The sequence below is a fragment of the Rhizobium sp. NLR22b genome (assembly GCF_019685295.1).
In the GTDB taxonomy this organism is placed as follows: Bacteria; Pseudomonadota; Alphaproteobacteria; order Rhizobiales; family Rhizobiaceae; genus Rhizobium.
On the sequence record NZ_JABDWM010000001.1, the window covers coordinates 183,300 to 209,977 of the forward strand.

Here is a 26,678-nt window from a genome sequence, read left to right on the forward strand (position 1 = left end):
TGCGGTTAAGTGGAAATTCTTGCGATCGTGAAGACAAATCGTTTCATGGAGATGGCGCTTGAAGAAGCGCGCGCCGCAGGAGTACGCGGCGAGGTGCCGATCGGCGCGGTCGTCGTTGTCGACGATATCGCCGTTTCACGCTCGGGAAACCGCACGCGCGAACTCAAAGACGTCACCGCGCATGCCGAAATCGCCGCAATCCGGCTCGCCTGCGAGACGCTTGGGCAGGAGCGCCTTGTCGGCGCCGATCTCTATGTGACGCTCGAGCCTTGCACCATGTGCGCGGCAGCCATCTCGTTTGCGCGCATCCGCCGGCTCTATTACGGCGCCGAGGATCCGAAGGGCGGCGCCGTCGACAATGGCGTGCGATTCTATGCACAACCGACCTGCCATCACGCTCCCGAGGTCTATTCCGGCATCAACGAGGTGCAGTCGGCCGAGATCTTGCGGCGATTCTTTGTGGAACGGAGAGAGGCGCCGTAGTGCTCAGTGCCCGCCGCCATCTTCGGCTTTTGCGCTGATAGCTGCCCCTCACCCTAACCCTTTCCCCGCTCGCGGGGCGAGGGGACGTGCCCTGCGAGACGCTGGTGAGGAACGGAGACGGTGTGGCATGTCCGTTCGCCCCGCGAGCGGGGTCCGAAAGACGGGCGAGGCCCGTGGCTCGACGCCGGTCGGTGGCGGCAGCCGGATGAGGGGCTGCCATCACCGATCTCCTGCGGCGGCGCTAAGCGCTCGGAAAACCGCTACTGCAGGAAGTTCCACCACTGCTTGCCGGAATTGGCGATTGCCGCATCCTTCTTGCGCTTCTTCTGCTTCTTGAGCTCGGGCTCGCCGACGTCGTCGAGCTTTGCCGGGTCGTCGACGGTGCGGTAACCGGGCGGCGGATCGGAAATATAGCGGCGCTGATCGATGTATGAGCCCTTCTGCAGGGCGCGGGCCTCGCGATAGGCCTGGGTCTGGGCTTCGGTCGTGCGCCGGCCGCCTTCGATGGCGGAGCTCGCCAGCGGCGAGCGGTAATTCGGGTTGTCCGAATTGGCGTCAGCCTCGGAAACGAGGCGGGCGCGGGTCTCCTCCGGCGATTCAAGCCATTGCGGATTGTCCTTGTTGGCCACCGTCGGCTGCGGCGCGATAAGGGTCTCGCGCTGCCCCTCAGCCGGCAGCACCAGCGTCGGACGCGGCGTATATTTGACGCCCTTGTTCTTCGGGTCGGGCCCGGTCAGCGACACGGACTGGCCGAGATCGTCGGTCAGCTGCTCCATGGCCGTCTTGTCGGTGCCGTAGGTCGGGCTGCTGGCGCAGCCGGACACCAGGGAGCATCCCACCATGACAACAGACAGGCAGGCGCCTACACGGAACCAATGCGTTGCGAACATGAAAACCCTTCCAGCCACCGGTGCAATCGTCGCCCTACCGGACAACCGTCCCCCTGACGCAAAAATCCGGCCATTTTCAGGCAGCTTTTACCGGATGAACGCCTCGAAGGCAATTCACCCGGCAAATATCTTCAGGCGCGGATGCCGAGTTCGCGCAATGCGGCGGCGTCGCGCGCCGAGACATCGGGATACTCCGGATCGGAACCGACATCGGTGGTGATGCGCCAGGAACGGGCGCATTTGACGCCTTCGGCAAGCCTCGGCACGACGGCAACATCAGGCACCTCGGCAAGACGGAAAGCGTCAGCCGGGCCGGCATCCGTCTTGATCGTGATGCCAGAGGTGATGCAGACTTCGCTGAAGTCCTGGCCCTCGAGCGCCTTGCAAAGCGCCGCGTCGGCGACATGCACGACCGGAGCCGCCTCGAGCGAGGAACCGATGCGCTTGTCCTTGCGCTCGATTTCGAGCGCGCCGGTCACGACGCTGCGGATTGCGCGGATCTTTCTCCACTTCTCGGCCAACGCATCGTTGCGCCATTCCTTTGCGACCGGAGCGAACTGCTCCAGATGCACCGAGATGGCCGAGGGATTGCGCGAGAGCCATGCCTCTTCCATGGTGAAGGGCAGCATCGGCGCAAGCCAGGTCACCACGCAATCGAAAATCATGCGGATGACATAAAGCGCCGAGCGGCGGCGAAGGCTGGAGGGCGCATCGCAATAGAGCGCATCCTTGCGAACGTCGAAGTAGAAGGCCGAGAGCTCGACATTGGCAAAGTCGATCAATGCGCGGGCGATCTTCTTGAAGTCGAAGGCATCATAGTTCTCGCGCACGAGTTGGTCGAGCTCGGAGAGACGGTGCAGCATCAGTTGCTCCAGCTCCGGCAGATCGGCAAGCGCAATGACCTCGCCCTTGTCGTGGGCGAGCGTGCCGAGCATCCAGCGGATGGTGTTGCGCAGTTTGCGATAGGCGTCGACATTGGTCTGGATGATCGTCTTGCCGACGCGGAGATCATCGGCATAGTCCGAGGTCATCACCCAGAGACGCAGGATATCGGCGCCGGCATCCTTCATCACTTCCTGCGGGGCGGTGACGTTGCCCTTCGACTTCGACATCTTCTCGCCCTTCTCGTCCATGGTGAAACCATGGGTGAGGACGGCGTTATAGGGCGCGCGGCCGCGGGTGGCGGCCGATTCCAGGAGCGAGGAATGGAACCAGCCGCGATGCTGATCAGACCCTTCGAGATAAAGGTCGGCCGGCCATTTCAGGTCGGGGCGGTCTTCCAGTGTGAAGGTGTGCGTCGAGCCGGAGTCGAACCAGACGTCGAGGATATCCATGACCTGCGTCCACTTGGCCGGATCATGCTCGTTGCCGAGGAAGCGCTCCTTGGCGCCTTCGGCGAACCAGGCGTCTGCGCCCTCTGCGTCGAAGGCATTGAGGATGCGCTGGTTGACGGCCTCGTCCTTCAGGACTTCGCCCTGCTCATTCACGAAGACGCAGATCGGCACGCCCCACGCTCTTTGACGGGAAAGCACCCAGTCCGGGCGCTGCTCGATCATCGCGCGCAGACGGTTCTGGCCAGCGGCCGGCACGAAGCGGGTGTCATCGATCGCGCTCAGCGCCCGATTGCGCAGCGTCGTCCCATCCGACAGCGTCTTGTCCATATAGACGAACCACTGCGGCGTGTTGCGGAAGATCACCGGTTTTTTGGAGCGCCAGGAATGCGGATATTGGTGCTTCAGACGGCCGCGGGCAAAGAGCGCGTTCCGATCGATCAGCGCCTTGATGACGCGATCATTGGCATCGCCCTTCTTGCCGTTGTCGTCGATCACGCGTGCGCCTTCCAGACCGGGGGCATCGGCCGTGTAGAAGCCGCCGTCGTCGACCGGAAACGGGATCTTGGTCTCGATGGCGCGCGCCTCGATCTCACGGGCATGCGCCATCCAGACGTCAAAGTCTTCGCGGCCGTGGCTCGGCGCCGTGTGCACGAAACCGGTACCGGCATCGTCAGTGACATGATCGCCCTCGAGCAGCGGGACTTCGAACTCGTAACCGCCGTCGAGGCCTCTAAGCGGATGCGCGCAGGTGATGCCGGCGAGATCGGCAGCCGTGACGTCGGCGAGACGCTTGTACTGCAGCTTTGCCTTGGCAAAAGATTCTTCAGCCAGCTTGTCGGCGAAGATCAACCTTTCACCCGGGCGCGGGCCGAAATCGTTGTCGGCGGCCGTGACTTCGTAAAGGCCGTAGGCGACACGTGAGGAATAGGCGATCGCGCGGTTGCCGGGGATCGTCCAGGGCGTGGTCGTCCAGATGACGACGAAGGCATCCTTGAGGCTCTCCGAGCCCTTCGCGACCGGGAACTTCACCCAGATCGTGTCGCTTTCATAATCGTGGTATTCGACCTCGGCTTCGGCAAGCGCGGTGCGCTCGACGACCGACCACATGATCGGCTTGGAGCCGCGGTAGAGCTGGCCGCTTGCGGCGATCTTCAGCAGTTCACCGGCGATACGGCTTTCCGCATGGAAGTTCATCGTCAGATACGGGTTTTCGAAGTCGCCGACGATGCCGAGGCGCTGGAACTCGTCGCCCTGGACCTTGATCCACTTCTCGGCATAGGCGCGGCACTCGCGGCGGAACCCGATCATCGCCGCCGGCTCGCTCAGGTCGGGCTTGGCCTTGCCCTTGGCGCGATAGTTCTCCTCCTCGATCTTCCATTCGATCGGCAGGCCATGGCAATCCCAGCCGGGCACGTAGTTGGCGTCATAGCCGCGCATCTGGAACGAACGGTTGATGACGTCCTTGAGGATCTTGTTCAGCGCATGGCCGATATGGATGTTGCCATTGGCGTAGGGCGGGCCGTCGTGCAGGACGAATTTCTCGCGGCCGGCGGCGGAGGCGCGCAGTTTCTTGTAGAGATCCATCTGCTGCCAGCGGGCAACGAGCTCCGGCTCCTTCTGCGGCAGACCGGCGCGCATCGGGAAATCGGTTTCGGGCAAATAGAGGGTCTTCGAGTAATCGATCTTTTCGGCGGTTTCGGTCATGTTCGACAATCGTTTTTGGCGGCCCAGGGAGGGGCGCAACGGACGTGAAAATAGGTGGCGGCGGAAGCGCCTGCTCGCAAGCGCCAAAAACCCGGACCTCCCGGCCGCTTAGCGCGCGCGGAAGGCCGGGCCGATAATTCGTATCGTGGTCGCCAGCCGAAATTTCGTCATAGCGCCGGTTCATAGGCGTTTTTGCCGGGAAAAGGAAGAGAAGAAATCGCAGGCCTGGCAACCCAGGTCAGGGCCGATTCCACCATGCGGAATATCCCGAGCCGTGACGAACTCAGGCGAAACACAGTTTCCGATCAAGTTCGCCGAGCGGCACGACGCCCGCCAGCAGCGCCCTCGCCTCCTCCTCGTCGCGTTTGATCTGGGCGACGAGCGCATCGAGGCCGTCGAATTTCAGCTCGGGCCTGATATAGCCGAAGAAGGAGACGGCGCAGCGCTGGCCGTAGAGATCGCCGCTGAAATCGAAGAGATAGGTTTCGAGCAGCGGCGCGCCGTTTTCCGTGACGGTCGGCCGGCGGCCATAGCTGGCGACGGCATCGTGGAGCATTCCGTCCTGGCGGCGGAAGCGGACGGCGTAGATGCCGGCGGCGAGTTCGGCCTCGGGCGGCAGGCGCATGTTGGCGGTGGGAAAACCGAGCTGGCGGCCGAGCTTTTCGCCGTCGATCACCTCGGCTTCGACAGTGTAGCGGTAGCCCAGCATGCCGGCCGCTTCGCTGACATTGCCGTCCTTCAGGAGCGCCCGGATGTGGCTCGAAGAGACGACGTCGGCGTTCTCGTCGCGGAAGGCATCGATCAGAGTGACGCCGAAACCATAGGTCTGGCCGGCATTCATCAGAAAGGCAGGACCACCTTCGCGACCGCGACCGAAATGGAAATCGAAGCCGGTGACGACCTCGGAGGCGCCGAGCCAATCCTTCAGGATCGAATGGATGAAATCGTCGGCCGAGCGCTGCGAAAATTCATAGTCGAAGGGATATTCGATGACCGCATTGAAACCAAGGGTTTCCAGGATGCGGGCCTTGAGCGGCGCGGGCGTCAGACGGAAGACCGGTGTCTGCGGCCGGAACACCGTGCGCGGATGCGGCTCGAAGGTCAGCACCAGGGCAGGAATGCCGCGCGCCTTGGCGATTTCGAGCGCACGGTTCAGCACCGACTGATGGCCGCGATGCACGCCGTCGAAATTGCCGATGGCGATCACCCCGCCCTTGAGATGGGCGGGCAAGGGTTCGCGGGTTTCATTGCGGTGGAAGACGGTCATCGGCTGGCTTCTCTTCATGCAAGACGCGGCATCCACCACTTCGGCGCCGCCTTCTCCCGATCGAGATAGGCGTTGAGGATCGCTTCGTCGGTCTCGCCGTTCAAGGTGTATTCCTTCGCGTGAATACCGCCGCTGATGTAGAGAAGATCGAGACCGAAATTCAAGGCGCCGCGCACATCCGTCGGCATGCCGTCTCCGATCGCCAGCACGCGGTCAATGGAAAAATCGCCGCGAAGCTCGCGGGCGGCCGCAAGCGTCGCTTCGTAGATCGGCTGGTGCGGCTTGCCGGCAATGCGGGTTTTGCCGCCTAATTGCTCGTAATAGGCGGCCATGGCGCCGGCGCAGGGGATGATGCGATGGCCACGTTCGACGACGAGGTCGGGATTGGCGCAGATCATCGGCACGTCGCGTGCCTGAAAATCCAGAAGCATGTCGGTGTAATCCTCGGGCTTCTCCGTCTCGTCGTCGAAAAAGCCGGTGCAGACGAGCGATTGCGCTTCGCCCGCCGGCCGACGTTCGACGCCAATGCCTTCGAGAAGCGCCTTGTCGCGCTCGGGGCCGAGCAGAAAGACCGTCTTCGGCCCTTCTGAAATCAGCCCGCGAGTGACGTCGCCCGAGGTGACGATCCGGTCATAGGCGCTGTCGGGGACTCCGATATGGCGCAACTGCTCAACCACCTGCCAGGAAAGGCGCGGCGAATTGGTGATGAGGACGACGGCGACGCCGCTCTCACGCGCGGCTTGAAGGGCGGCGGCGGCCTTCGGAAACGGATCGACGCCGTTGTGAACCACCCCCCAGACGTCGCAGAGCACCACGTCGTAATGCGCCGATATCTGCGAGAAGTTTTCTATCCGCCTGGCCATGCCGATTTCCCGATTTGCTTCAGTCACCGGTGACATTGCAAAGGCGCAAGGCGATGGCAAGGCATTTTCTTCACCTTGGCAGACAAGAGCGCCGGCAATCCCGGCCAGAGCGAATGGCAAGGTCGGGCGACGTTGCCGAACGCAACGGTTAGAGAACATTTCAACGACAATCTCCGATAATTCACCGCCTCTTCACAATTCCGGCACAAAAATTCGTGATTGCTCTCATTGACTCCTCTCGGAGCCATCCCTAAATGCTCGAGCGCTAGCACTCACCTTAGAGGAGTGCTAACACTTATCCATGTGGACCGCTCCGGTCCGCGAATGTCATTCGATCGAGGGATTAGACAATGGCAAGCACCAATTTCCGTCCGCTTCACGACCGCGTCGTCGTTCGTCGCGTCGAGTCCGAAGAGAAGACCAAGGGCGGCATCATCATTCCCGACACCGCCAAGGAAAAGCCGCAGGAAGGCGAAATCGTCGCCGTCGGCTCCGGCGCACGTGACGAGTCCGGCAAGGTCGTGGCTCTCGACGTCAAGGCTGGCGACCGCGTTCTGTTCGGCAAGTGGTCCGGCACTGAAGTCAAGATCAACGGCGAAGACCTTCTGATCATGAAGGAAGCCGACATCATGGGCATCATCGGCTGATCGGCCGATCCGCTTTCCCGAAATGGCTGACGGGCGTTTCGCCCGAACAAATCGAATTCAGGAGTCACAAACATGGCAGCTAAAGAAATCAAGTTTGGCCGCACCGCGCGCGAAAAGATGCTGCGCGGCGTCGACATTCTCGCCGATGCAGTGAAGGTCACGCTCGGCCCGAAGGGTCGTAACGTCATCATCGACAAGTCGTTCGGCGCTCCGCGCATCACCAAGGACGGCGTTTCCGTCGCCAAGGAAATCGAACTCGAAGACAAGTTCGAAAACATGGGCGCCCAGATGGTCCGCGAAGTCGCTTCGAAGACCAACGACATCGCCGGCGACGGCACCACGACTGCAACCGTTCTTGCCCAGGCGATCGTTCGCGAAGGCGCCAAGGCCGTTGCCGCCGGCATGAACCCGATGGACCTGAAGCGCGGCATCGATCTCGCCGTTGCTGAAGTCGTCAAGGATCTCCAGGCCAAGGCCAAGAAGATCAACACTTCGGAGGAAGTCGCCCAAGTCGGCACGATCTCCGCAAACGGCGAACGTCAGGTCGGTCTCGACATTGCCGAAGCCATGCAGAAGGTCGGCAACGAAGGCGTCATCACGGTTGAAGAAGCCAAGACCGCCGAAACCGAACTCGAAGTCGTCGAAGGCATGCAGTTCGACCGCGGCTATCTCAGCCCCTACTTCGTCACCAACCCGGAAAAGATGGTCGCCGACCTCGAAGACGTCTTCATTCTCCTCCACGAGAAGAAGCTCTCGAACCTGCAGTCGATGCTCCCGGTTCTCGAAGCCGTCGTCCAGACCGGCAAGCCGCTCCTCATCATCGCTGAAGACGTCGAAGGCGAAGCCCTTGCAACGCTCGTCGTCAACAAGCTGCGCGGCGGCCTGAAGATTGCTGCCGTCAAGGCGCCTGGCTTCGGCGACCGCCGCAAGGCCATGCTCGAAGACATCGCCATCCTGACCGGCGGCACCGTCATCTCCGAGGACCTCGGCATCAAGCTCGAAAGCGTCACGCTCGACATGCTCGGCCGTGCCAAGAAGGTTTCGATCTCCAAGGAAAACACCACGATCGTCGACGGTTCGGGCGCCAAGTCCGACATCGAAGGCCGTGTTGCCCAGATCAAGGCGCAGATCGAAGAAACCACCTCCGACTACGACCGCGAGAAGCTGCAGGAACGCCTTGCCAAGCTCGCTGGTGGCGTTGCCGTCATCCGCGTCGGGGGCTCGACCGAAGTCGAAGTCAAGGAGAAGAAGGACCGCATCGACGACGCCCTCAACGCGACGCGCGCTGCCGTTCAGGAAGGCATCGTACCGGGCGGCGGCGTTGCCCTGCTCCGTTCTTCCGTCAAGATCTCCGCCAAGGGCGTCAACGACGACCAGGAAGCCGGCATCAACATAGTTCGTCGCGCTCTGCAGGCTCCGGCCCGCCAGATCGCTGAGAACGCTGGTGACGAAGCTTCGATCGTCGTTGGCAAGATCCTCGACAAGGATCAGGACAACTACGGCTACAACGCCCAGACCGGCGAATATGGCGACATGATCGGCATGGGCATCATCGACCCTGTCAAGGTCGTTCGCACCGCCCTGCAGGATGCCGCTTCCGTCGCATCGCTGCTGATCACCACCGAAGCCATGATCGCCGAGCTGCCGAAGAAGGACGCTCCGGCTATGCCGGGCGGCATGGGCGGCATGGGCGGTATGGACATGATGTGATAGGCCTCCGGCCTGTCACAACATCGTCCATGAAACCGCCCATCATTCAAAATGGTTCAGCGCGTAAAGCGCGCTGAACTGGCGGTATGGACATGATGTGATAGGCGAAAGCCGTCACTGAAATCCATTCCGGCACATCCGGAACAGGAAGGGCGGCCCTCGGGTCGCCCTTTTCTTTTCGCCAAAAATGATTCGATCCGTTGCGCGCTATTTTATGCTGCGCAGTGCGTCCGCGCTCGCGAAGCTTTCGTCAGGCTTATGTCGCCGCTCATTTCCTATGCGCGGGAGATTGCTTACGGGGGGCAGGCTTTCTCCCGCAAGCGCAGCGAAACGGGTCGAAAAGCGCTGAAACTGATCACTTCTGGCCGAAGACGCGGGGATGCCGACATTTCCCGCAACTGATGCCGATCCGAACAGCCCTTAAAAAGCCGTTGCCGTTTGTGCAAAAGCTCCTATAAATCCGCGCTGCAATTGATGCGCGCCCGGCGATGATTTTCGCCATCAGACGAGCGCGAGAAGGCGATGCCATAGTTGCGTACTCGAGAGGCTCCGGTCCGGAGACTCGAACGGCCGCAACGATCGCCGGTGTAGGCGCGGGCATTATGCCCCTGTCCCATGATCCTGTTTCTTTGTGTTTGCCGAGCGTGCGGCGTCGGAGCCGCATCCGAACTGGGGAACGCCTTGTTTAAGATCGCCAAAGCCAATGCAGCCGTGCCCTTGATGACCGGCTCCCTGAACGACAATCATCAAAATCACCAGATGCTTGCTCAGCTGTCAGTTTCCGAAAGCTGGACCGGAGATTTTTCGACCGGCCTGATCCGTCTCGGCAAATGGAGCGCGATGCTGCACGGCATCTCCGCCGATGAATGCGGCCTGCTGAACCTGATCCGCTGCTACGATACCAAGGATCGCAGCCACGTGCTGGAGCTGTTCGAGCAGGCGGCGACGCACTGCTCCTCTTTCTGTTTTTCGACGACGATCATCACGCGGAACGGTTTCCGTCAGCCGCTGTTTTGCATGGGGGAGTCGAGCGGGCTCGAGGAGAAATACAGCGGCCGCATGGCCGGCGTCTTCATCTTTCCGCGCTTCAAGCTGCAAGACGCAACCCAGATCACAAGCTGGCAGTGAAGACCGGCGACGCGAGATAAAGGCCGCCTCCGGGCTCAGCCACTAACGTAAAACGTGGAATCGCTAAATTTGCGGTTCCCTAAGCCTATCGCGTGAACCTAACTTCACGTGGCAGGCTTTCGGGCATTGGCTTCTGATTTGGTATTCGGCGCATAGCGGGCCGCGAGAAAGCTCGTCTCGACCAGTATCGGTCACCGCGATGCGGCCGGCATGACATCAGCACCATCCATGACATAGGTCGCGTAGCGATGGTCGCGGATCAGGCTTATCTTTTGCCCGCGCCATTCGAGCAGCATGAAATAGGAAGGACCGCCCGACGGTTCGGCCGATACCAGCAATATTTCCCGGCCTTCCAGCCAGGCCGGTTCGAGCCTGACCGGCGGATATTGGGCATAGTAGGTGAAGAACCGACCGACGTCGGCGGCACCCGAGATTTCCGGCCGTCGCGCCTGGCGAAGCCGAACGTCATCGGCCAGCAAGCGACGCAGCGCGTCCCAATCTTGGGCGTTGAAGAGCGCTGCAAAGTTCTGGGCCTCGGGACTTGGCGACGGCGCGACCTCAGACCGCACGTCGGAGATCGCGCGCAATCGCGTCCTACCGCGCGACAGATGGGCCTTGACGGCATCGACACTCAGTTCCAGCAGCGCTGCGATATCCGCAAGCGACTCTCCCAGCACATCCTTGAGGATCACCGCGCTGCGTTGCGGCACCGGCAATTCTGCAAAATGACCCAGGGCGATACTCACCGTGTCCCGCCGGATCAGCGCGTCCTCCGGGCCGACGGCGCTGATATCGGCCAGATCAAAGGCCATCTCAAGCGGCTCCGACCGGCGCGTACTGCGCTGGCGCAGGGCATCTATGGCTCGATTGTGGACGATGCGAAACAGCCACGGTCGCAGCCGCGTGCCCGGTGGGATCGAGCCGGCCGTCGCAAATACCCTGACAAACGCGTCCTGAATCACGTCCTCGCCGTCGATCACCGAACCCACCAGACGAGCAGCATAACGATGCAGTTGGGGGCGAAGCGCGTCCGCTTCCCTGGCCAGGTCTTCGAGCAGAGTTTTCCTCTCTTCGGCCCCGAGAGCTGGGTCTTTCGTCATTCGATGACCGTCACACCCGTATCACCACGCACGGCATAGACCATGGCCTCGGCGAGGCCGGAATCGCCGATCAGTTCGGCGACCGTATCACCGAAAGTCCGCGGCGTCATGTCCGGCCAGGTGGCGGCCTGCTCGGCAAATGTCCGACCCGCCTTCGCAGCATAGGCCCCAATTCCGGTATCGCCCACACCAGTTCCAACGAACATCTGCCGGGGAACGATGACCCGGAACCGCAAGCCCAGGCCGAGTTCGGCCGACAAGTCTTCGGCATATTTTGCAATGAACCACTGCGCGCGCTTGGCGCCGGCATAACCTCCCGATAGCGGCGACCCCTGCACGGCGGCTCCGCTGGAGACCAGGACGACGAGCCCGCCCGGCGCCATTGGCAAAGTCAGGGCAGCCTGTACCCAATGCAGCGCGGCCTTGACGTCCACATTCCAGTTGGTCGTGAATGCCTCCCAGCCAATGCGGTCGATCCGTTCCATGGACGGTTTCGCACCGGCATTCATGATGACAACATCAGGTCGCGTCTGCTCCATGATCCGCCACGCCGCGTCGGCATCGGTCGCATCGGCGGATATGGCGGTGAAGGCCGGTTGCTTAGCCGGCCGCTGCTCAGCCGTCGCGTCTCGGGCGACCACGGTGACTTCGGCCGCGCGAGCAACGAATGCCTCGGCGAGCCCACTCCCCAAGCCGCGGCTCCCGCCGACGACCACGATTCGCTTTCCTTCCAGATCCATTTCTCAGTCCTTAGTCGGGTTGGTTTCGACCGCTCGACGACGGTCGCAACAACGACGCTTCAAGGAGGTGAAAAGAGTCATCGCCATCTGCGATTTGTGGAAGCCGGCGTCAAAAAAGCCTGACTCCGACCGAATGCCGCCGGGATTGCGGTCGTCAGCCGAAGCGGATCGCGTCCTTGATACGGGGTTTGCCGGTTTCCAGTCGGACTACCGCGCCGAACCTCCACATCTGCGGCGATCGCGAAGTTCGGGCGATGCGGGTTCTTGCAAAAGCTGACGTTCACTCCCCGGGAGAGAGAGGCAATCGAAGCCGCGTTGAGTGTCCGAAATCTCCAGCTTGAGTAATACCCCCTTAGTGGCTGGGCCTCAGGGCGGCCTTTTGCATTTTCCGGCGGATCGTCCGTTACTCCGGTTTGACCGGAATGTTGAGGCCTCTGGCGCTTGCCGGGCGGGCGATGCAGCGCTCCAGCCAATCGGAGACTGCGGGGAATTTCGCATAGTCGAGAATCTCACGGCCGCCATAGAAGATGTCGGCGCCGCGGACCCAGGTGAAGGTGGTGATGTCGGCGATCGTATATTGATCGCCCATGATCCACTGACGGCCCTGCAACCGGCCTTCGAGCACGCCGAGCAGGCGTTTGGATTCATCGCGGTAACGCTCCACCGGATAGGAATTATTGGCGACCTTGTCGGCGGCGAATTTGTGGAAATGGCCGAACTGGCCGAGCATCGGACCTATTCCGGCCATCTGGAAAAACACCCACTGGATGCATTCATAGCGGCCGGCGGCATCGGCGGGGATGAGCTTGCCGGTCTTTTCGGCGAGGTAGAGCAGGATGGCGCCGGATTCGAACAGGCCGATCGGCTTTCCCCCAGGCCCGTCCGGATCGATGATCGCCGGAATGCGGCCGTTCGGGTTCAGGGATTCGAATTCCGGCGACTTCTGCTCGTTTGCGGCAAAGGAAATATAATGCGGCTCATAGAGGAGCCCAAGTTCTTCGAGGGCGACCGATACTTCACCCCGTTCGGCGTCTGCAGGGAATAGAGCTGGATGATATCGGGATTTTTCGCCGGCCAGCGCGTGGTGATCGGAAATGCGGAAAGATCTGCCATAGGGGACTCCATGTTTGGCGGCGACCATAGAAGACGATGCTCCAGAAAGGCAAGCGACGGCATCGTTCCATATTATTGAACGAAGCGTCTGCTTCCGTTTATCTTTCCATAACGGCAGAAAAAGGCGACATAGAACGCATCAGAGGTCCAACAGGTGCCGGGGCACCAAGATCTCCAGAGCCATTCAAACGGAGACAATGTCCATGTCGAACGCCAACAATGTCATCATCCTGATCGCCCGGATCCTTCTTTCCTTCATGTTCATCTTTGCCGGCTTCGGCAAGGTCACCGATCCGGCTTCCACTGCCGGCATGATCGCCGGCGCCGGCCTTCCGGCCTCCACCGCGCTCACCTATCTCGCCGGTCTCTTCGAACTCGCAACCGGCATTGCCGTGCTCGTCGGTTTCCAGGTCCGCATCGTCGGCTGGCTGCTTGCCGTCTTCTGCGTCTTCACCGGCGTGGTCTTCCATCTTGCGCCAGTCAACGTTCCCGATTTCCCGGCCGCCGCCAACGGCTGGATTAACGGCCTGAACTTCGTCAACTTCCTGAAGAACATCACGCTCGCCGGCGCCTATATCATGCTCGCAACCAATGGCGCAGGCGCCTACTCGCTCGACGCCCGCCGCGGTGCCTACGCAGCCGCCTGATAGCGGTTGATATCCTCCCAAAAATGCAAAACCCGCCGTCATCCGACGGCGGGTCATTTTATGCCTTGATGACCGGGATCAGAGGGCGGCGCGCACCGCCTCGATGATCGCCTGCACCGCCGGCTCGCCCGCATGGCTCTCCTTGCGGGCGCGCACGAGGCAAGCCTCTGAATGCAGGATGATGCCGTCCTGGAGCACCTTCAGATGATTGGCGCGCAGCGTCGAGCCGGTGGAAGTGATATCGACGATGATATCGGCCGAGCCGGAGGCGGGAGCGCCTTCGGTCGCGCCCAGGCTTTCAACGATGCGATAAAGCTGAATGCCGTGCTGGCTCGAAAAGAACTGCTGGGTCAGGCGCCAATACTTGGTGGCGATGGCAAGGCGCCGACCGTGGCGGGCGCGGAAATCGGCGGCGACATCGCCGAGATCGGCCATGCTGTCGACATCGAGCCAAATCTCGGGCACCGCGACGACGACATCGGCATGGCCGAAGCCAAGCCGGGCGCAGAATTCGACGCGCTTGTCGGCCTCGGCAAAGCCTTCCCGCATCAGATCCTCGCCGGTGACGCCGAAATCGACGGTGCCGTTGCCGAGCTCGCGGGAGATTTCCGACGCCGACAGGAAGGTGATCTCGATATCGTCCCAGCCTTCGACGCGGCCGCGATAGGAGCGGTCGTTGCCAACCGCCGAGATCGGCAGGCCGGCCCGCTCGAAGATCGCCGAAGCGTCGTCCTTCATCCGGCCCTTGGAGGGAAGCGCGATGGTGATCGTCATGCGGCTGCCCTTTCGGTTTCGATGCGGTCGAGCCAGAAGGAGAAGCCGACGGCCGGAATGCGGTCCGTCGCGCCGAGGAAGGTCAACAGCCGGTCGAAGCGGCCGCCGCCGGCCAGGACCGCGCTCGAGCCTTCCACCGTCACCTCGAAGACGAGGCCGGAGTAATAATCGAGCGGACGCCCGAAAGCGGCGCGGTAATCCAGGCAGGACAGGTCGACGCCGGCATCGGCAAGGGCGGCGACGCGGCCGTTGAAGCGCGACAGCGCATTGCCGAGCTTCAGGCCGGCAGCGTCGGCAAAGCCGGCAAGTGCTGCGGACGCATTGACGAGCGGCACGTGCAGAGACAGGAACTCTTGCAGCACATGGAAGGCCGCATCGTCGAGACGCGTCTCGGACAGGATGAGCTTTTCCTTGAGCCGCCGGGCGATCTCCAGCGGCGAGCGGCTGGCATTTGAGGAATAACCGGTCGCCTGCATCTCGTGCTCGATATGGGCGACCAGCGCCTGCTCGTCACCTGACACAACAAGCCTGGCGATATCGTCGTCAGGGCCGGTGACGAATTGCGGGCTGACGAGGCTTGCCAGCAAGGCTTCCAGTTGCGTCATATTGCCGAAAGCGTGGATCAGGCGCTTCTGCCAGCCGAGCGGCAGGCCGAGCGCCTGAACGACCGCTTCGAACACCGCCTGATCGCCCAACGTCACGGCTAAGCGCCGGCCCGGCAGCAGGCGGGCGAGAATGCCTGTGGCGTCACCAATGGCGCGGGCATCGGCGCCAGGTATGTTGATGTCGCCGAGATCCTCGATGCCGGCCTGGTAGAATTCATTGGCGCCTTCGCGGCGCTGGCGGAAGACTTCGCCGAGGTAGGCGTAACGCTTCGGCGTGCCGGTTGCCGTCTCGATGTGGCGCAGACAGACGGGGATGGTGAATTCGGGACGCAGGCAGAGGCTGGCGCCGGTTTCGCTTTCCGTCATGAAGATACGGCGGCGAAGATCCTCGCCGGCGATATCGAGGAACGGCTCGGCCGGCTGTATGACCGGCGTATCGATGCGCTCGGAATTTCGCGAAGCGAATTCGGCAAGCAGGTCGTTGGAGAATTCCGGGAGGTTGATCAGGGGCATGCTGCGCTCCGAACAACAGGCGAAGGGCGTGCCGGAAGGCACGTATATGTCTCAGACATCACCGCCAGCCCTCTTTCGATCCTCCGCCTGCGCGGCAAGGATTTCCCTCACCTTGGCGACGAGATCGGCTTCCATAACCGTCTCCTGCGCCACGCGGGCTTCGCGCCAGCTGGCATTGTCCTCGATCTCGCCGGAAAGGCGCTTGCCCTCGATCAGATCCTTGATCTGCACGACGCCTTCAGCGCGCTCGTCGCCGCCCTGGATGATGGCGATGGGGCAGCCGCGGCGGTCGGCATATTTCAGCTGGTTGCCGAATTTCTTCCAGTTGCCCTGGAACATCTCGGCGCGAATACCGGCGGCGCGCAATTGCTGCGTCATCTTCTGGTAGCGGCCCATCGCCTCGACATCGCCGTCCATGACGGTGACCAGCACCGGCTCGATCACTTCGCTGGCGCCAAGCTTGCCGAGGTTCTTCAGCGCCGTCATCAGCCTGGAGACGCCGATCGAAAAGCCGGTTGCCGGCACCGGCTGGCCCATGAAGCGGGAGACGAGGCCGTCATAACGACCACCGCCGCCGACCGAGCCGAAAACGACCTTGTCGCCCTTCTCGTTGGTGACGTCGAAGAGAAGCTCGGCCTCATAGACCGGGCCGGTATAATATTCGAGGCCGCGCACGACGGAAGGGTCGATCTTGATTCGATCGGAGCCGTAGCCGGCGCTCGTGACGAGCGCACCGATGAAATTCAGCTCCTCGACGCCTTCGCCGCCCTTCGACGTTCCGGCGACGAGTCCGGCGAGGCGTGCGGCGCTTTCGGCGTAATCCTTGATGCCGACGAAGAACAGAACCTTGTCGATCTGTTCCTGGTTGAGCCCGGCGCCCTTGGTGAAATCGCCGGATTCATCCTTGCGGCCGGGACCGAGGAGTAGCGAGACGCCTTCCGGGCCGAACTTGTCGAGCTTGTCGATGGCGCGCAGCACGTTGAGGCGCTGGCCGGCCTTGTCGCCGCCGCCGAGGCCGATCGCCTCCAAGACCCCATCCAGAACCTTGCGGTTGTTGACGCGGATGACATAGTCACCGCGCTTGATGCCGAGCGCCTCGAGCGTATCGGCCATCATCATGCACATTTCGGCATCGGCCTGGACGCCCGGCGCGCCGACGGTATCGGCGTCGAACTGCATGAACTGGCGGAAACGGCCGGGGCCCGGCTTCTCGTTGCGGAAGACGTAGCCGGCGCGATAGGTGCGGTAGGGAAGCTGGATCTCGTTGAAGTTCTCGGCGACATGGCGGGCAAGCGGCGCCGTCAGGTCGTAACGCAGCGACATCCATTGCTCGTCGTCGTCCTGCAGCGAGAAGACGCCCTCGTTCGGCCGGTCGCTATCGGGCAGGAACTTGCCGAGCGCATCGGTATATTCGAACAGCGGCGTTTCGACAGGATCGAAACCATAATGCTCATAGACTTCCCGGATCTTTGCCGTCATCTCGTTGACGGCGCGGATATCGTCGGCCGTCCGGTCGACGAAGCCGCGCGGCAGGCGGGCCTTGAGCTTTTGCGGTTTCTTCTGCTTGTCGTTCATTTCCGGGAATTCCGCTGACTGTGACAGTGGCGGTGTCCTAGCGGATTGGGCGGAGAGCGGCAAGGGCGGAGGGCCTTGATGGCGCTGCCAGAATCGATTGAACGATGAGGCATTGTTCAGAATGCGGATATGATCATGATCACCGAAGCGCTCCTCTATGCCGCGACATTGCCACTGACCGGCAAGCGCCATCGGAAGTTCATCCGCAATTCCGTCAATCTCTGGTCGCGGGCCGGACGTTGCGCCGGGGATTGGGCCGACCACGAAGAGAAGAGCCGCAACGCAATCCGTGCAGCAGCGGCCGGCCTCAGGCAGAGGCGGACCGCCGTCGTGCTCGGCTCCGGTCTGTTGCGGGATGTGCCGATCGATGAGCTGGCACGCGATTTCGACACCGTCGTGCTCGTCGATCTCATTCATCTCGCCTCGGTGCGGCTGTGGCTTGCGGCCAAGGGCTATCGCAACGTCCGGCTGATCGAGCGCGATCTCTCCGGCTACGACGATTTCGCCGCCGGTCAGGAGCCCGAACCGCTCGCCTTCCTGCGTGGCGTGCCCTATCTCGATTTCGTGGTTTCCGCCAATCTCTTGTCCCAGATCGGCCGCGGCGTGAAGCGACGCCATGAGGCCGAGGCGGCCGGTCGAATGCCTGAAGACACGGTGGAGAGGCTGATCACCGCGCATCTCAGCGGGCTTTCCGAACTTTCCTGCCGGCATTGCCTTGTGACCGACATCGCCTATGCCCTCATCGACCGCAACGGCAAAACACATGAGGAGGCCGACCTGCTGCACGGCGTCACCCCGCCGCCGGCGAAAGCGATCTGGACATGGCCGGTCGCTCCGCTCGGCGAAGAGAGCAGGAATTACCGGATCGAACACAAGGTCATTGCCGGCTGGTGATCCGGATGGGGCCGTCGGGCAGCACTTGGCGTGCAGCAGGCATTCACCTATATGAAACACCATGCGCATGATCGCCCTCATCACAATGTTTCTCGGCTGGCTGGTCTACGGCGCCATGTCCGCATGGGCTGGCTGTCCGACATGCGCGTCGATGAATGCGCCGGCCGCCGGCGGCAGCATGCACCATGAAATGGCTGGCATGCCGATGCCGAAAGAAGCAGGCAAGGCCGGTTCCTTGAAAGACCCTTGCGCCAGCGGAAACTTCGCGCATATGCCGCTTTGCGCCGCCTGTCTTATGCTGCCGGCGGCAGTGATGACCGTGGCGGGCGGAAAATCCAATTTCGGCTATCCGGCGCCGCCGCTTGCCCGCGCCCTTGATGACAACAGGCCTGCTCCACAGGCACCGCCTCCCCGACTGGTCTGATACCCGCCTTTTCCATGCAGATGGGCGGCTTCGGCTGCCCGGGAACTCTATTGTCAGACAGAGGAAGGAACTCTCATGTCTTTGAAAATCATCGCCCTTACCGCCATGCTTGCCGCTTTTGCCGCACCCGCTTTCGCCGAAGACAAGCCCATGGATATGAGCGAGCCAATGGGCAACCACGACGCGGCCAGCCACGCCTTCAGCGAGGCGAACGACAAAATGCACAAGAATATGATGATCAAGTATAGCGGCGACGCCGACGTCGATTTCGTCCACGGCATGATTCCGCACCATCAGGGCGCGATCGACATGGCCAAGGTCGAGCTCCAATACGGCAAGGATCCCGAAATCCGCAAGCTCGCCGAAGCGGTGATCAAGGCGCAGGAGGCCGAGATCGCGGAAATGAACGCCTGGTTGAAGGCCCACGGCAAGTAGTCAGCCGTTGCTGAAGGGGAACGCCCGATAGGACAGGCGTTCCCCGGACCTTAGAGTGGTGAGGTCAGTCCTTCGGCTCGAAGTCGGCCGGGCGGCGACCGGCGCCTTGTCGCGACAGCATCCAGCCCGGATATTCTGGGGCAAGTGCGCTCACCTCGTCGAGCCTCTGCATATCACCTTCGTCGAGTTTCAGCCGGACGGCGGCAAGGTTCTGGTCGAGCTGATCGACACGCTTGGCGCCGATGATGACCGAGGTGACGAAAGGCTTGGCGAGGATATAGGCGAGCGCGACGGTCGCGACGCCGACACCATGCTTCTCGGCGATCTCGCGCATGACGGCGACGCAGGCCCAAGCCCTGTCCCTGTCGACCGGCGGGAAATCGAAACTGGCGCGGCGGCCTTCGCCATTGCCAGGCGCGCCCGGACCATATTTGCCGGAGAGCAGGCCGCCGGCGAGCGGCGACCAAACCATCAGGCCGAGCTTTTCCTCCTGCATCATCGGCACGATGTCCCGTTCGAGATCGCGGCCGGCGATGGAATAATAGGCCTGCACCGTCTCGAAACGGGCAAAGCCGCGGCGTTCGGAGACACCGAGCGCCTTGGAAATACGCCAGGCCTGCCAGTTGGAAACACCGATATAACGAACGAGGCCGCGCGAAACGAGATCGTCGAAGGCGCGCAGCGTTTCCTCGATCGGCGTCACCGTATCGGTCGCGTGGATCTGATAGAGGTCGATATGATCGGTCTGCAGGCGCTTGAGGCTCGCCTCGACCGAATCCATGATATGGCCGCGCGAGGCGCCGCGGTCGTTCGGCTTGTCGCCCATGATGCCATAGACCTTGGTGGCGATGACGACGTCCTTGCGCGGCACATCCAGGTTCTTCAGCGCCTGGCCGAGCAGCCTTTCGGATTCGCCGGATGAATAGACATCGGCCGTGTCGATGAAATTGACGCCTGCTGCCAGCGAGCGCTCGACGATCCGGTCGGCGGCATTCTGGTCGACATCGGCGATGGCGCCCCACATGCTACCTTCTTTGGCGTCGCCGAAGGTCATCGTGCCCAGGCAGATTTCCGAGACGAAAAGTCCGGTATTTCCGAGTTGATTGTAACGCATGGTCGAAAAAATCCTTTGTGTCTGCCGCAAGAGGGACTTGCGAACGGAAGAACTTCATCTTTTGATTATTGGCCTGCGCGCGACAGGCACAGCCGTGGCTGGCTGCTGGGTGAGGCCCATTCGATGTAGTGCGACGGCGACGCTTTTCAACGCCAAGCCTTGTCGCATCGGAGGCTGACGCCCTTGTCTCGACATAGCCCTTGTCTCGACACAGGCGGCCGATAGATTGACGGCCATAATTGAAGAGGTGCGCATGTGACGACGCGAGCACTGACGACGATCGGCTTCGATGCCGACGACACGCTTTGGCAGAACGAACAACATTACCGACTGACCGAGGCCTATTTTACTGAGCTTCTTGCCGATTTCGCTGAAGGCCCGAAGATTTCCGAGCGGCTGCTGGAAGCCGAGAAACGCAATCTTCGCCATTACGGCTTCGGCATCAAGGGCTTCACGCTGTCGATGATCGAGACGGCGATCGAGATCACCGAGGGCAAAGTGCCGGCGAGCGTCATCGCCAAGATCCTCGATACCGGCCGCGACCTTCTCAGCCATCCGGTCGAGATCATGCCGCATGCGCGCGACACGTTGGAGGCGCTTGCCGGCAAATATCTGCTTGTCGTAATCACCAAGGGCGATCTCTTCGACCAGGAGCGCAAGCTTGCCCAATCCGGGCTCGGCGACTTCTTCGATGCCGTCGAGATCGTATCCGACAAGACGGCCGTCACCTATCGCCGCATCTTCGCCAAGGTCGGAGACGGGCCGGAGCGGGCAATGATGGTCGGCAATTCGCTGAAATCGGATATCGTGCCGGCGATCGCAGCCGGCAGTTACGGCGTTTTCGTGCCGCACGAACTCACCTGGGTGCTGGAACATGTGGACGAGCCGAGAGAAGCGCCGCGCTTCCGAAAGATTGGCCATCTCGGCGAATTGCGCGAGCTGATCGATGGGCTCGCATAGCGGGCCCAGGCGACACGCATTAAGCCAGCCTCATTTCGCCTTGGGAGGCGCCTTCGGAAACAGCGAGGGCGTGTCCGGCTCAGCCGGCGGATGCTGCGGGGCGGCGGTCAGCGGCTCGATGAGGATGCTGAAGGGGGCCCCGAGGCCGCGGCGCGGCGAGACCTTGGAGTAGTAGGGACGCAGCAGCCAGGTGGTGTTTTCCTTCACCGTCGTCTGAAAGCTCATGCCGTCCTCATCGGTGCCGAAGAAAGCTTCGTCGTCGGGTTTCGACAGGTCGAAGATCGCCAGGAAGGCGAACTTGCTCTTGGTGGAAAAATCGATCTTCACGTGCTGACCGGCGCGCACCGGCAGCGTGTAGACGTGGCCGCTGCCGAATTTCGTCCATCCCTTGAGCTGCATGGTGACGGCCGGAAACTGCAGCTTCTCCAGTTTCTCACCGGGATCGAGCTGCGGCGTCTGCGCCGCGGCAAAGGCCGGCAAGAACAACAGGGCAAGGGCGGCGATCGATATTTTCACGGACAGATCTTTCATGGTCGAACCAGGACGGCGCGCATCGCCTCCACCTCGGGCCGACAGAAGCAGCCCTCCAGATGATCGTTGACGAGGCCCATCGCCTGCATGAAGGCATAAACTGTGGTCGGGCCGACAAAGGTCCAGCCGCGTTTCTTCAGATCCTTCGAAATGACCACCGATGTCGGCGTCGTCGGATTGGCGACGATGTGCTCACGGTCGACCACAACAGGCCGCTCATTGTGGCCGGGTTCGTAGCGCCAGAAATAACGGGCGAGCGAGCCGAATTCGTCCCGAAGCTCGATGGCGCGCCCGGCGTTGTTGATCGTGGAAACGATCTTGCCGCGATGACGGATAATGCCGGCATCAGCCAGGCAGCGGGCCACATCCTTCTCACCGAAGAGGGCAACCTTCTCGAAATCGAAGCCGGCGAAGGCGGCGCGGAAATTCTCCCGCTTGCGCAGGATGGTCAGCCAGGAAAGACCGGATTGGAAACCTTCAAGGCAGATCTTCTCGAACAGGCGAATATCGTCCGTGACGGGGCGGCCCCATTCCTCGTCGTGATACTTGAGATAGTCCGGCAGGTTGGCGTGCCAGTGGCAGCGGCTCCTGCCGTCCTCGCCGATGATGATGCCAGTCGTGCTCATGTCCGCTTCATTCTCCGGGATCCGCGTCGTTCTCCGGTCATGATTCCGGCTTTACCATTTGCAAACCGTCTTTCCAAACCGATCGGTAACCCTGACGAAAAGTTTATTCGGCCGGTCGGTCTTTCATGGATCGATCTTTACCATTCGCTGGCGGATGGAGTGGCAGCGTCTTTGCGAGCGGAACATCTCCGCCAGGCGGACCCATCCCGCCAGTCCATTTTCGGTCATTTGTAGAGAGTTCGTCCGATGATGAAACACCTTTTTCTTGCCTCAGTCTTCTGCGGCATCTTCTCCACGGCCGCCATTGCAGACGACCGCTACGCCACCCGCCCGCCTATTATCCTCAGCCCCGATCTGACCGCACCTTGGATCAATCAGCTCGGCGGCAAGGTCCGGCCGGTCGTCTATCAGCGCCCGGTCGTCCAGCCGCAGCAGCGCGGCCTCTTCCAGCGCCGCGTCACCCGCCAGGCGCAGCAGCCGGCCCCTCAGACGGTTTCGGCGATCAATCCCGGCATACCGGCAATCCGCCACCCAATCGAGCCGCAATATCTGCCGCAGATGGTCGATTACGACACCACGGAAAAGCCTGGAACCATCGTCATCGATACCAACAACCGCTTTCTCTATCTCGTCATGAACGGCGGCAAGGCACGGCGCTACGGCGTGGGTGTCGGCAAGCCGGGCTTCGAATGGGCCGGCGTCCACAAGATCACCCGCAAGACGGAATGGCCGGATTGGACGCCGCCTTCCGAAATGATCAGCCGCGAGGCCGCCAAGGGCCACTATCTGCCGGCGCGCATGGACGGCGGCCTGGAAAATCCGCTCGGCGCGCGCGCCATGTATCTCGGCTCGACGCTCTACCGCATCCATGGCACCAATGCGCCCTGGTCGATCGGCAGCGCCGTTTCTTCCGGCTGTATCCGCCTGCGCAACGAGGACGTCGTCGATCTCTACGACCGCGTCAACGTCGGAACCCGCGTCATCGTCATGTAACGGCGCACGCAAAAGCTGGAGCACCAGCAAGAGTGTGCAGTGGTTTTGCGTTGAGAATTCAGTAAAAACAAAGAGATGGAGCATTTTCGTGTTTCGGAGAAATACGGAAATGCTCTATGAAGCCGCTAGGACAGGTGGCTCCACTCGTCAAAATGGCTTTATCCGGCCATGTCGATCTTGAATCGGGCAGAAGATCATGTAGCTTCGGGCGGACTTGCTTGAGGGGAATCGACTAATGATCAAAGTGATGCCGGGACTGGCCGCGGCCGGACTTGTCCTGTCCTTGATTTCTACATCAGCCTTCGCCGCGCCTGCCGGCCCGGCTTCCGACAATGCACGGCATCCGGCGCAGATCATGCGCGTGGCGCAGATGCCGAAATATGTAAAGCCGCAATTCAAGCGCAAGAAAGTGCGCCTGGTGACGACGGAAGTGGCCGGCACTGTCATCATCGATACCAATAACAAATATCTCTACCTGGTCGAAGGCAACAACCGCGCGACCCGCTACGGCATCGGCGTCGGCCGCGACGGCTTCGGCTGGTCGGGCATCGTCAAGATCGGCCGCAAGGCCGAATGGCCGGCCTGGACGCCGCCGGCCGAAATGCGCCGCCGCGAAGCTGCCAAGGGTCACATCATCCCCGCTTACCAGGAAGGCGGCGAGGACAATCCGCTCGGCGCCCGCGCCATGTATCTCTACCAGGGTGGCCGCGACACCATCTTCCGCATCCACGGCACCAACCAGCCCTGGACGATCGGCCTCAATATGTCTTCCGGCTGTATCCGCATGATGAACGAGGACGTGATGCATCTTTACGATCGTGCGCCTGTCGGCACCAAGGTGATCGTCATCGGCCCCGGCAACAAGCAGGGCAATGTGGCTTTCGAGGACAGGGGTATCGACGTGCTGCGCACCATGTTCGGCGGCTGAGCAACACTTGTCAAAAAACGAGGGCGCTTTTTAGAGGCGCCTTTTATTTCTCTTGGACTTTGCGGCGGAAAGCTGGCAGACGTGCCTAGGAGTGGACATATTTGCAATATCGGGGCTATTCAATGACATATGCGCTGCGTTCTTCCGCTTCCCTGCTTGCGGGCATCGCGTTTTTCACATTCTGTTCGGCAGCATCCGCCTCGGCGGAAGATCTGCAGTTCTCCATTTACGGCGGTTACCAGACCGCGCCGCACAGCGGCGTCGATCTTTCCGACGGCACGCATTTCACCGCCGGCTGGGAAGGCAAGTCCTTCGGCGCGCCGCCCTATTACGGCGGCCGCGTCACCTGGTGGCTGGAGAATTTCAACAAGCCGAACTGGGGTATCTCGCTCGATTACACCCATGACAAGGTCTATGCCGACGACGACACGCTCGCCAAGGCCGGCTGGTCGCATTTCGAATTCACCGACGGTCTGAACCTGCTGACGGTGAACGGGCTCTACCGCTTCCAGGATCCGAGCCGCCGCTGGACGCCTTATCTCGGCGCCGGCATCGGCGTGAACATTCCGCATGTCGAGGTGATTCGTCCCGAGGGCAAGACCTGGGCCTACGAATTCGGCGGCGTGACGCTGCAGGCCCAGGCCGGCGTCGATTTCAAGGTGACCGACCGCTGGTCGACCTTTGTCGAATACAAGGGCACCTATTCGCGCGTCGACGTTCCGATCGACAGCGGCGTTGACCTGAAGACCAACATCTTCACCAACGCCGTCAACGTCGGCGTCTCGTTCCACTGGTAATGAATTGAATTTCGGCTGCGGCGCTATTTCGTGCCGCAGCTGACCTTGCCCTCGGCAGCATAAGGTTTGCTGCCGCCTTCGATGGTCAGGGAATAGGTGCCGCTGAAATTCGACGCCGGCTTGCCACGGACGCCGGCGACCACCACCAGATCCAGCGTTGCGCCGCCAGTATCGTCACCGCCGCCGTCGAAGACCTCCAGAAGCAGTTCGCCATCGCGCGACCAGTGATTGCTCAGATGCTGCGATTCGAACAGACGTTTGGCAAAGGTCGCTTGCGCGGGATCCTTGACAACAAGCGCACCGCGGAAATGGTTGAGCCTATGGCCGGCATCGCTTGCGAAACCGCTTTCAAGGGTGAAGCGCGCCTGCGCGTCATCGGCGGAACAGAATAGGCGGCTGTCGGCATGGGCCGCGCCTGCCGCACCGAGCAGTCCCGCAAGTACAATCATTCCCCGCCACATTTCCCAACCTCCCGGGAGCGGCCCGAATGGGCCCGCATTCCCGTCAGCCTAACGGCAAACCGGTTAATTTTTCCGGCATAGCGCCGCCATAGGCCCAGTCGAGAAGCTCGACCGTATGCAGGATCGGGATCTCGGTGCCGGCGGCGATCTGGGTGATGCAGCCGATATTGCCGGTGGCGATGATGTTGGCCTTGGTGGCCTCGATGTTTTTGACCTTGCGTGCCTTCAGCGCCGCCGAAATCTCCGGCTGCATGATGTTGTAGGTGCCGGCCGAGCCGCAGCAGAGATGGCCTTCGGCCGGATCGCGCACGGTAAAGCCCGCCGCCTTCAGCAGTTGCTTCGGCGCAAGGGTGATGCGCTGGCCGTGCTGCATCGAGCAGGCGGAATGATAAGCGACCGTGATGCCCCTCGGCATATGGGCCGGCAGGTCGAGGGTCGCCAGATATTCGGTAATGTCCTTTGCCAGCGCCGAGACTCTGGCCGCCTTTGCGGCATAGGCGGGGTCGAGGCGCAGCATGTGACCGTAATCCTTGATCGTCGTGCCGCAGCCCGATGCGGTGATGAGGATCGCATCGAGGCCATGGCTGTCGATCTCGCGCGTCCAGATATCGACATTGGTGCGGGCGCTTGCGAGCGCCTGTTCGGCCCGGCCCATATGGTGGACCAGCGATCCGCAGCAGACCTCGCCTTCCGGCGCCACGACCTCGATGCCGAGCCGTGTCAGCAGCCGGATCGCCGCCGCGTTGATGCCGGGATCGAGCACCGGCTGGGCGCAGCCGGTGAGAATCGCCACCCGGCCGCGCCGCCCCGCCTCGGGCCGATGGATGCCGGGTTTTGAAAAGTCTGAAGCCGCCGGGATGCGGCGCGGCGCAAGCGCCAGCATGGCGGCAAAGGGCTTCAGCGCTGCCCCCCGCATCAGGCCGGCAAAGGGGCGGCCGAGACGGGCGAGATGGAGCGCCAGCCGGAAACGGCCGGGATAGGGCAGTACGGTCGCGAGAATGGCGCGCGTCAGCCGGTTCGTGAACGGCCGTCTGTAAGTCTTTTCGATATGGGCGCGGGCGTGATCGACCAGATGCATATAGTCGACGCCCGAGGGACAGGTGGTGACGCAGGCAAGGCAGGAGAGACAGCGGTCGATATGGGTGACGACCTCGGCATCGGCGGGGCGGCCGTTTTCCAGCATGTCCTTGATCAGGTAGATCCGCCCGCGCGGGCTGTCGAGCTCGTTGCCGAGCGTCACATAGGTGGGACAGGTGGCAGTGCAGAAGCCGCAATGGACGCACTTGCGCAGGATCTTTTCGGATTCGGCGACATGGGGGTCGGCGAGTTGCGATGGGGTGAAGTTGGTTTGCATCTAGCGGGACCTCCGCTTTGGGGGCGCTGTGCCTGGGGCACCCCCCTCTGTCCTGCCGGACATCTCCC

Annotated in this window: 26 protein-coding genes and 1 pseudogene; 12 read left to right on the plus strand and 15 right to left on the minus strand. The window is 61.9% G+C overall.

Translation table 11 applies throughout. The features are described 5' to 3' along the window. The first annotated feature begins 45 nt into the window (after positions 1–45). Positions 46–483, plus strand: a complete 438-nt coding sequence (locus tag HJC00_RS00835; RefSeq protein ID WP_210631690.1) for a nucleoside deaminase — start codon at positions 46–48, stop codon at positions 481–483. A gap of 260 nt (positions 484–743) precedes the next feature. On the opposite strand, the gene HJC00_RS00840 is transcribed toward HJC00_RS00835, so the two are convergent. The 4 genes from HJC00_RS00840 to HJC00_RS00855 all read right to left on the minus strand — a co-directional run bounded on the left by HJC00_RS00840 (position 744) and on the right by HJC00_RS00855 (position 6,541). Continuing rightward, positions 744–1,373, minus strand: coding sequence for a hypothetical protein (locus HJC00_RS00840; RefSeq protein ID WP_221163522.1), 630 nt, complete (start codon positions 1,371–1,373; stop codon positions 744–746). A 131-nt stretch (positions 1,374–1,504) separates the two neighbouring features. After that, positions 1,505–4,411 (minus strand): isoleucine--tRNA ligase, encoded by a 2,907-nt coding sequence (gene ileS / locus HJC00_RS00845; protein ID WP_221163523.1) that lies wholly within the window; start codon positions 4,409–4,411, stop codon positions 1,505–1,507. Between the two features lie 283 nt (positions 4,412–4,694). Beyond that, entirely contained in the window at positions 4,695–5,678 is a 984-nt protein-coding gene (locus HJC00_RS00850) for a bifunctional riboflavin kinase/FAD synthetase (RefSeq protein ID WP_210631691.1), read from the minus strand. A 14-nt stretch (positions 5,679–5,692) separates the two neighbouring features. After that, a complete protein-coding gene (locus tag HJC00_RS00855; protein ID WP_210629038.1) occupies positions 5,693–6,541 on the minus strand; it encodes a TIGR01459 family HAD-type hydrolase in 849 nt (282 codons plus the stop codon). A 350-nt stretch (positions 6,542–6,891) separates the two neighbouring features. Between HJC00_RS00855 and groES the strand changes: the two genes are divergently transcribed. The 3 genes from groES to HJC00_RS00870 all read left to right on the plus strand — a co-directional run bounded on the left by groES (position 6,892) and on the right by HJC00_RS00870 (position 10,026). After that, positions 6,892–7,188: a co-chaperone GroES gene (groES, locus tag HJC00_RS00860; protein WP_004675403.1), complete on the plus strand. Its 297-nt coding sequence runs from the start codon at positions 6,892–6,894 to the stop codon at positions 7,186–7,188. 72 nt (positions 7,189–7,260) lie between these two features. Continuing rightward, positions 7,261–8,898, plus strand: a complete 1,638-nt coding sequence (gene groL / locus HJC00_RS00865) for a chaperonin GroEL (RefSeq protein WP_088396568.1) — start codon at positions 7,261–7,263, stop codon at positions 8,896–8,898. Positions 8,899–9,579: 681 nt separating this feature from the next. Next, positions 9,580–10,026 (plus strand): hypothetical protein, encoded by a 447-nt coding sequence (locus tag HJC00_RS00870; protein ID WP_210629039.1) that lies wholly within the window; start codon positions 9,580–9,582, stop codon positions 10,024–10,026. A gap of 191 nt (positions 10,027–10,217) precedes the next feature. Here the strand turns inward: HJC00_RS00870 and HJC00_RS00875 are convergent, their stop codons facing one another. The 3 genes and pseudogenes from HJC00_RS00875 to HJC00_RS00885 all read right to left on the minus strand — a co-directional run bounded on the left by HJC00_RS00875 (position 10,218) and on the right by HJC00_RS00885 (position 12,979). Continuing rightward, positions 10,218–11,126: a sigma-70 family RNA polymerase sigma factor gene (locus HJC00_RS00875; RefSeq protein ID WP_221146703.1), complete on the minus strand. Its 909-nt coding sequence runs from the start codon at positions 11,124–11,126 to the stop codon at positions 10,218–10,220. Beyond that, the gene (locus HJC00_RS00880; RefSeq protein WP_221163524.1) at positions 11,123–11,866 is read right to left on the minus strand and encodes an SDR family NAD(P)-dependent oxidoreductase; all 744 of its coding nucleotides are present in this window, start codon (positions 11,864–11,866) and stop codon (positions 11,123–11,125) included. Before HJC00_RS00880 ends, HJC00_RS00875 begins: the two co-directional genes overlap by 4 nt. 403 nt (positions 11,867–12,269) lie before the next feature. Then, a pseudogene (locus HJC00_RS00885) lies at positions 12,270–12,979 on the minus strand (glutathione binding-like protein). Between the two features lie 203 nt (positions 12,980–13,182). On the opposite strand from HJC00_RS00885, the gene HJC00_RS00890 reads away from it, so the two are divergent. After that, entirely contained in the window at positions 13,183–13,626 is a 444-nt protein-coding gene (locus HJC00_RS00890) for a DoxX family protein (RefSeq protein WP_210629042.1), read from the plus strand. A 78-nt stretch (positions 13,627–13,704) separates the two neighbouring features. Here the strand turns inward: HJC00_RS00890 and hisG are convergent, their stop codons facing one another. Genes hisG through hisS form a run of 3 tightly spaced genes read right to left on the minus strand, consistent with a single transcriptional unit; the run spans position 13,705 to position 17,093 of the window. Beyond that, positions 13,705–14,400, minus strand: coding sequence for an ATP phosphoribosyltransferase (hisG, locus tag HJC00_RS00895; protein ID WP_210629043.1), 696 nt, complete (start codon positions 14,398–14,400; stop codon positions 13,705–13,707). Next, positions 14,397–15,518: an ATP phosphoribosyltransferase regulatory subunit gene (locus HJC00_RS00900; protein ID WP_210629044.1), complete on the minus strand. Its 1,122-nt coding sequence runs from the start codon at positions 15,516–15,518 to the stop codon at positions 14,397–14,399. Before HJC00_RS00900 ends, hisG begins: the two co-directional genes overlap by 4 nt. A gap of 51 nt (positions 15,519–15,569) precedes the next feature. Beyond that, the gene (gene hisS / locus HJC00_RS00905; protein WP_221154377.1) at positions 15,570–17,093 is read right to left on the minus strand and encodes a histidine--tRNA ligase; all 1,524 of its coding nucleotides are present in this window, start codon (positions 17,091–17,093) and stop codon (positions 15,570–15,572) included. Between the two features lie 129 nt (positions 17,094–17,222). Here hisS and HJC00_RS00910 point away from each other — a divergent pair, with 129 nt between their 5' ends. The 3 genes from HJC00_RS00910 to HJC00_RS00920 all read left to right on the plus strand — a co-directional run bounded on the left by HJC00_RS00910 (position 17,223) and on the right by HJC00_RS00920 (position 18,846). After that, the gene (locus HJC00_RS00910; RefSeq protein ID WP_221163525.1) at positions 17,223–17,987 is read left to right on the plus strand and encodes a hypothetical protein; all 765 of its coding nucleotides are present in this window, start codon (positions 17,223–17,225) and stop codon (positions 17,985–17,987) included. Positions 17,988–18,048: 61 nt separating this feature from the next. Further along, on the plus strand, positions 18,049–18,411 hold the full coding sequence (locus HJC00_RS00915; protein ID WP_221146708.1) for a hypothetical protein: 363 nt from the start codon (positions 18,049–18,051) through the stop codon (positions 18,409–18,411). 75 nt (positions 18,412–18,486) lie between these two features. Continuing rightward, positions 18,487–18,846, plus strand: a complete 360-nt coding sequence (locus tag HJC00_RS00920; RefSeq protein ID WP_210629048.1) for a DUF305 domain-containing protein — start codon at positions 18,487–18,489, stop codon at positions 18,844–18,846. A gap of 64 nt (positions 18,847–18,910) precedes the next feature. On the opposite strand, the gene HJC00_RS00925 is transcribed toward HJC00_RS00920, so the two are convergent. Further along, positions 18,911–19,960 (minus strand): aldo/keto reductase, encoded by a 1,050-nt coding sequence (locus HJC00_RS00925; protein WP_210629049.1) that lies wholly within the window; start codon positions 19,958–19,960, stop codon positions 18,911–18,913. 255 nt (positions 19,961–20,215) lie between these two features. Between HJC00_RS00925 and HJC00_RS00930 the strand changes: the two genes are divergently transcribed. After that, positions 20,216–20,920, plus strand: coding sequence for an HAD family hydrolase (locus tag HJC00_RS00930; RefSeq protein ID WP_210629050.1), 705 nt, complete (start codon positions 20,216–20,218; stop codon positions 20,918–20,920). Positions 20,921–20,950: 30 nt separating this feature from the next. Here HJC00_RS00930 and HJC00_RS00935 read toward each other — a convergent pair whose 3' ends face one another. Both HJC00_RS00935 and HJC00_RS00940 read right to left on the minus strand, forming a co-directional pair. Further along, on the minus strand, positions 20,951–21,451 hold the full coding sequence (locus HJC00_RS00935; protein WP_221163526.1) for a hypothetical protein: 501 nt from the start codon (positions 21,449–21,451) through the stop codon (positions 20,951–20,953). Continuing rightward, a complete protein-coding gene (locus HJC00_RS00940) occupies positions 21,448–22,077 on the minus strand; it encodes a DNA-3-methyladenine glycosylase I (protein WP_210629052.1) in 630 nt (209 codons plus the stop codon). The genes HJC00_RS00935 and HJC00_RS00940 overlap by 4 nt, the downstream gene beginning before the upstream one ends. 246 nt (positions 22,078–22,323) lie before the next feature. Here HJC00_RS00940 and HJC00_RS00945 point away from each other — a divergent pair, with 246 nt between their 5' ends. The 3 genes from HJC00_RS00945 to HJC00_RS00955 all read left to right on the plus strand — a co-directional run bounded on the left by HJC00_RS00945 (position 22,324) and on the right by HJC00_RS00955 (position 24,795). Beyond that, complete coding sequence (locus tag HJC00_RS00945) at positions 22,324–23,070, plus strand: L,D-transpeptidase (RefSeq protein WP_210629053.1); 747 nt, start codon at positions 22,324–22,326, stop codon at positions 23,068–23,070. A 235-nt stretch (positions 23,071–23,305) separates the two neighbouring features. Then, the gene (locus HJC00_RS00950) at positions 23,306–23,998 is read left to right on the plus strand and encodes a L,D-transpeptidase (RefSeq protein WP_210629054.1); all 693 of its coding nucleotides are present in this window, start codon (positions 23,306–23,308) and stop codon (positions 23,996–23,998) included. Positions 23,999–24,120: 122 nt separating this feature from the next. Beyond that, a complete protein-coding gene (locus HJC00_RS00955; protein WP_210629055.1) occupies positions 24,121–24,795 on the plus strand; it encodes an outer membrane protein in 675 nt (224 codons plus the stop codon). Between the two features lie 23 nt (positions 24,796–24,818). On the opposite strand, the gene HJC00_RS00960 is transcribed toward HJC00_RS00955, so the two are convergent. Further along, the gene (locus tag HJC00_RS00960) at positions 24,819–25,256 is read right to left on the minus strand and encodes a hypothetical protein (protein WP_210629056.1); all 438 of its coding nucleotides are present in this window, start codon (positions 25,254–25,256) and stop codon (positions 24,819–24,821) included. A gap of 43 nt (positions 25,257–25,299) precedes the next feature. Further along, positions 25,300–26,610, minus strand: a complete 1,311-nt coding sequence (glcF, locus tag HJC00_RS00965; protein ID WP_221122508.1) for a glycolate oxidase subunit GlcF — start codon at positions 26,608–26,610, stop codon at positions 25,300–25,302. Positions 26,611–26,678: the final 68 nt, after the last annotated feature.

Bases quoted from the DNA above. Each gene is read 5' to 3' on its own strand.
- HJC00_RS00915 (WP_221146708.1), top strand. From the start codon at position 18,049: ATGCGCATGATCGCCCTCATCACAATGTTTCTCGGCTGGCTGGTCTAC.
- HJC00_RS00950 (WP_210629054.1), top strand. From the start codon at position 23,306: ATGATCAAAGTGATGCCGGGACTGGCCGCGGCCGGACTTGTCCTGTCC.
- HJC00_RS00855 (WP_210629038.1), bottom strand. From the start codon at position 6,541: ATGGCCAGGCGGATAGAAAACTTCTCGCAGATATCGGCGCATTACGAC.
- HJC00_RS00835 (WP_210631690.1), top strand. From the start codon at position 46: ATGGAGATGGCGCTTGAAGAAGCGCGCGCCGCAGGAGTACGCGGCGAG.
- HJC00_RS00955 (WP_210629055.1), top strand. From the start codon at position 24,121: ATGACATATGCGCTGCGTTCTTCCGCTTCCCTGCTTGCGGGCATCGCG.
- HJC00_RS00935 (WP_221163526.1), bottom strand. From the start codon at position 21,451: ATGAAAGATCTGTCCGTGAAAATATCGATCGCCGCCCTTGCCCTGTTG.
- HJC00_RS00960 (WP_210629056.1), bottom strand. From the start codon at position 25,256: ATGTGGCGGGGAATGATTGTACTTGCGGGACTGCTCGGTGCGGCAGGC.
- HJC00_RS00910 (WP_221163525.1), top strand. From the start codon at position 17,223: ATGATCATGATCACCGAAGCGCTCCTCTATGCCGCGACATTGCCACTG.
- HJC00_RS00900 (WP_210629044.1), bottom strand. From the start codon at position 15,518: ATGCCCCTGATCAACCTCCCGGAATTCTCCAACGACCTGCTTGCCGAA.
- HJC00_RS00840 (WP_221163522.1), bottom strand. From the start codon at position 1,373: ATGTTCGCAACGCATTGGTTCCGTGTAGGCGCCTGCCTGTCTGTTGTC.
- HJC00_RS00945 (WP_210629053.1), top strand. From the start codon at position 22,324: ATGATGAAACACCTTTTTCTTGCCTCAGTCTTCTGCGGCATCTTCTCC.
- HJC00_RS00850 (WP_210631691.1), bottom strand. From the start codon at position 5,678: ATGACCGTCTTCCACCGCAATGAAACCCGCGAACCCTTGCCCGCCCAT.
- hisS (WP_221154377.1), bottom strand. From the start codon at position 17,093: ATGAACGACAAGCAGAAGAAACCGCAAAAGCTCAAGGCCCGCCTGCCG.
- ileS (WP_221163523.1), bottom strand. From the start codon at position 4,411: ATGACCGAAACCGCCGAAAAGATCGATTACTCGAAGACCCTCTATTTG.
- hisG (WP_210629043.1), bottom strand. From the start codon at position 14,400: ATGACGATCACCATCGCGCTTCCCTCCAAGGGCCGGATGAAGGACGAC.
- HJC00_RS00880 (WP_221163524.1), bottom strand. From the start codon at position 11,866: ATGGATCTGGAAGGAAAGCGAATCGTGGTCGTCGGCGGGAGCCGCGGC.
- HJC00_RS00875 (WP_221146703.1), bottom strand. From the start codon at position 11,126: ATGACGAAAGACCCAGCTCTCGGGGCCGAAGAGAGGAAAACTCTGCTC.
- HJC00_RS00940 (WP_210629052.1), bottom strand. From the start codon at position 22,077: ATGAGCACGACTGGCATCATCATCGGCGAGGACGGCAGGAGCCGCTGC.
- HJC00_RS00920 (WP_210629048.1), top strand. From the start codon at position 18,487: ATGTCTTTGAAAATCATCGCCCTTACCGCCATGCTTGCCGCTTTTGCC.
- glcF (WP_221122508.1), bottom strand. From the start codon at position 26,610: ATGCAAACCAACTTCACCCCATCGCAACTCGCCGACCCCCATGTCGCC.
- HJC00_RS00890 (WP_210629042.1), top strand. From the start codon at position 13,183: ATGTCGAACGCCAACAATGTCATCATCCTGATCGCCCGGATCCTTCTT.
- HJC00_RS00925 (WP_210629049.1), bottom strand. From the start codon at position 19,960: ATGCGTTACAATCAACTCGGAAATACCGGACTTTTCGTCTCGGAAATC.
- groES (WP_004675403.1), top strand. From the start codon at position 6,892: ATGGCAAGCACCAATTTCCGTCCGCTTCACGACCGCGTCGTCGTTCGT.
- groL (WP_088396568.1), top strand. From the start codon at position 7,261: ATGGCAGCTAAAGAAATCAAGTTTGGCCGCACCGCGCGCGAAAAGATG.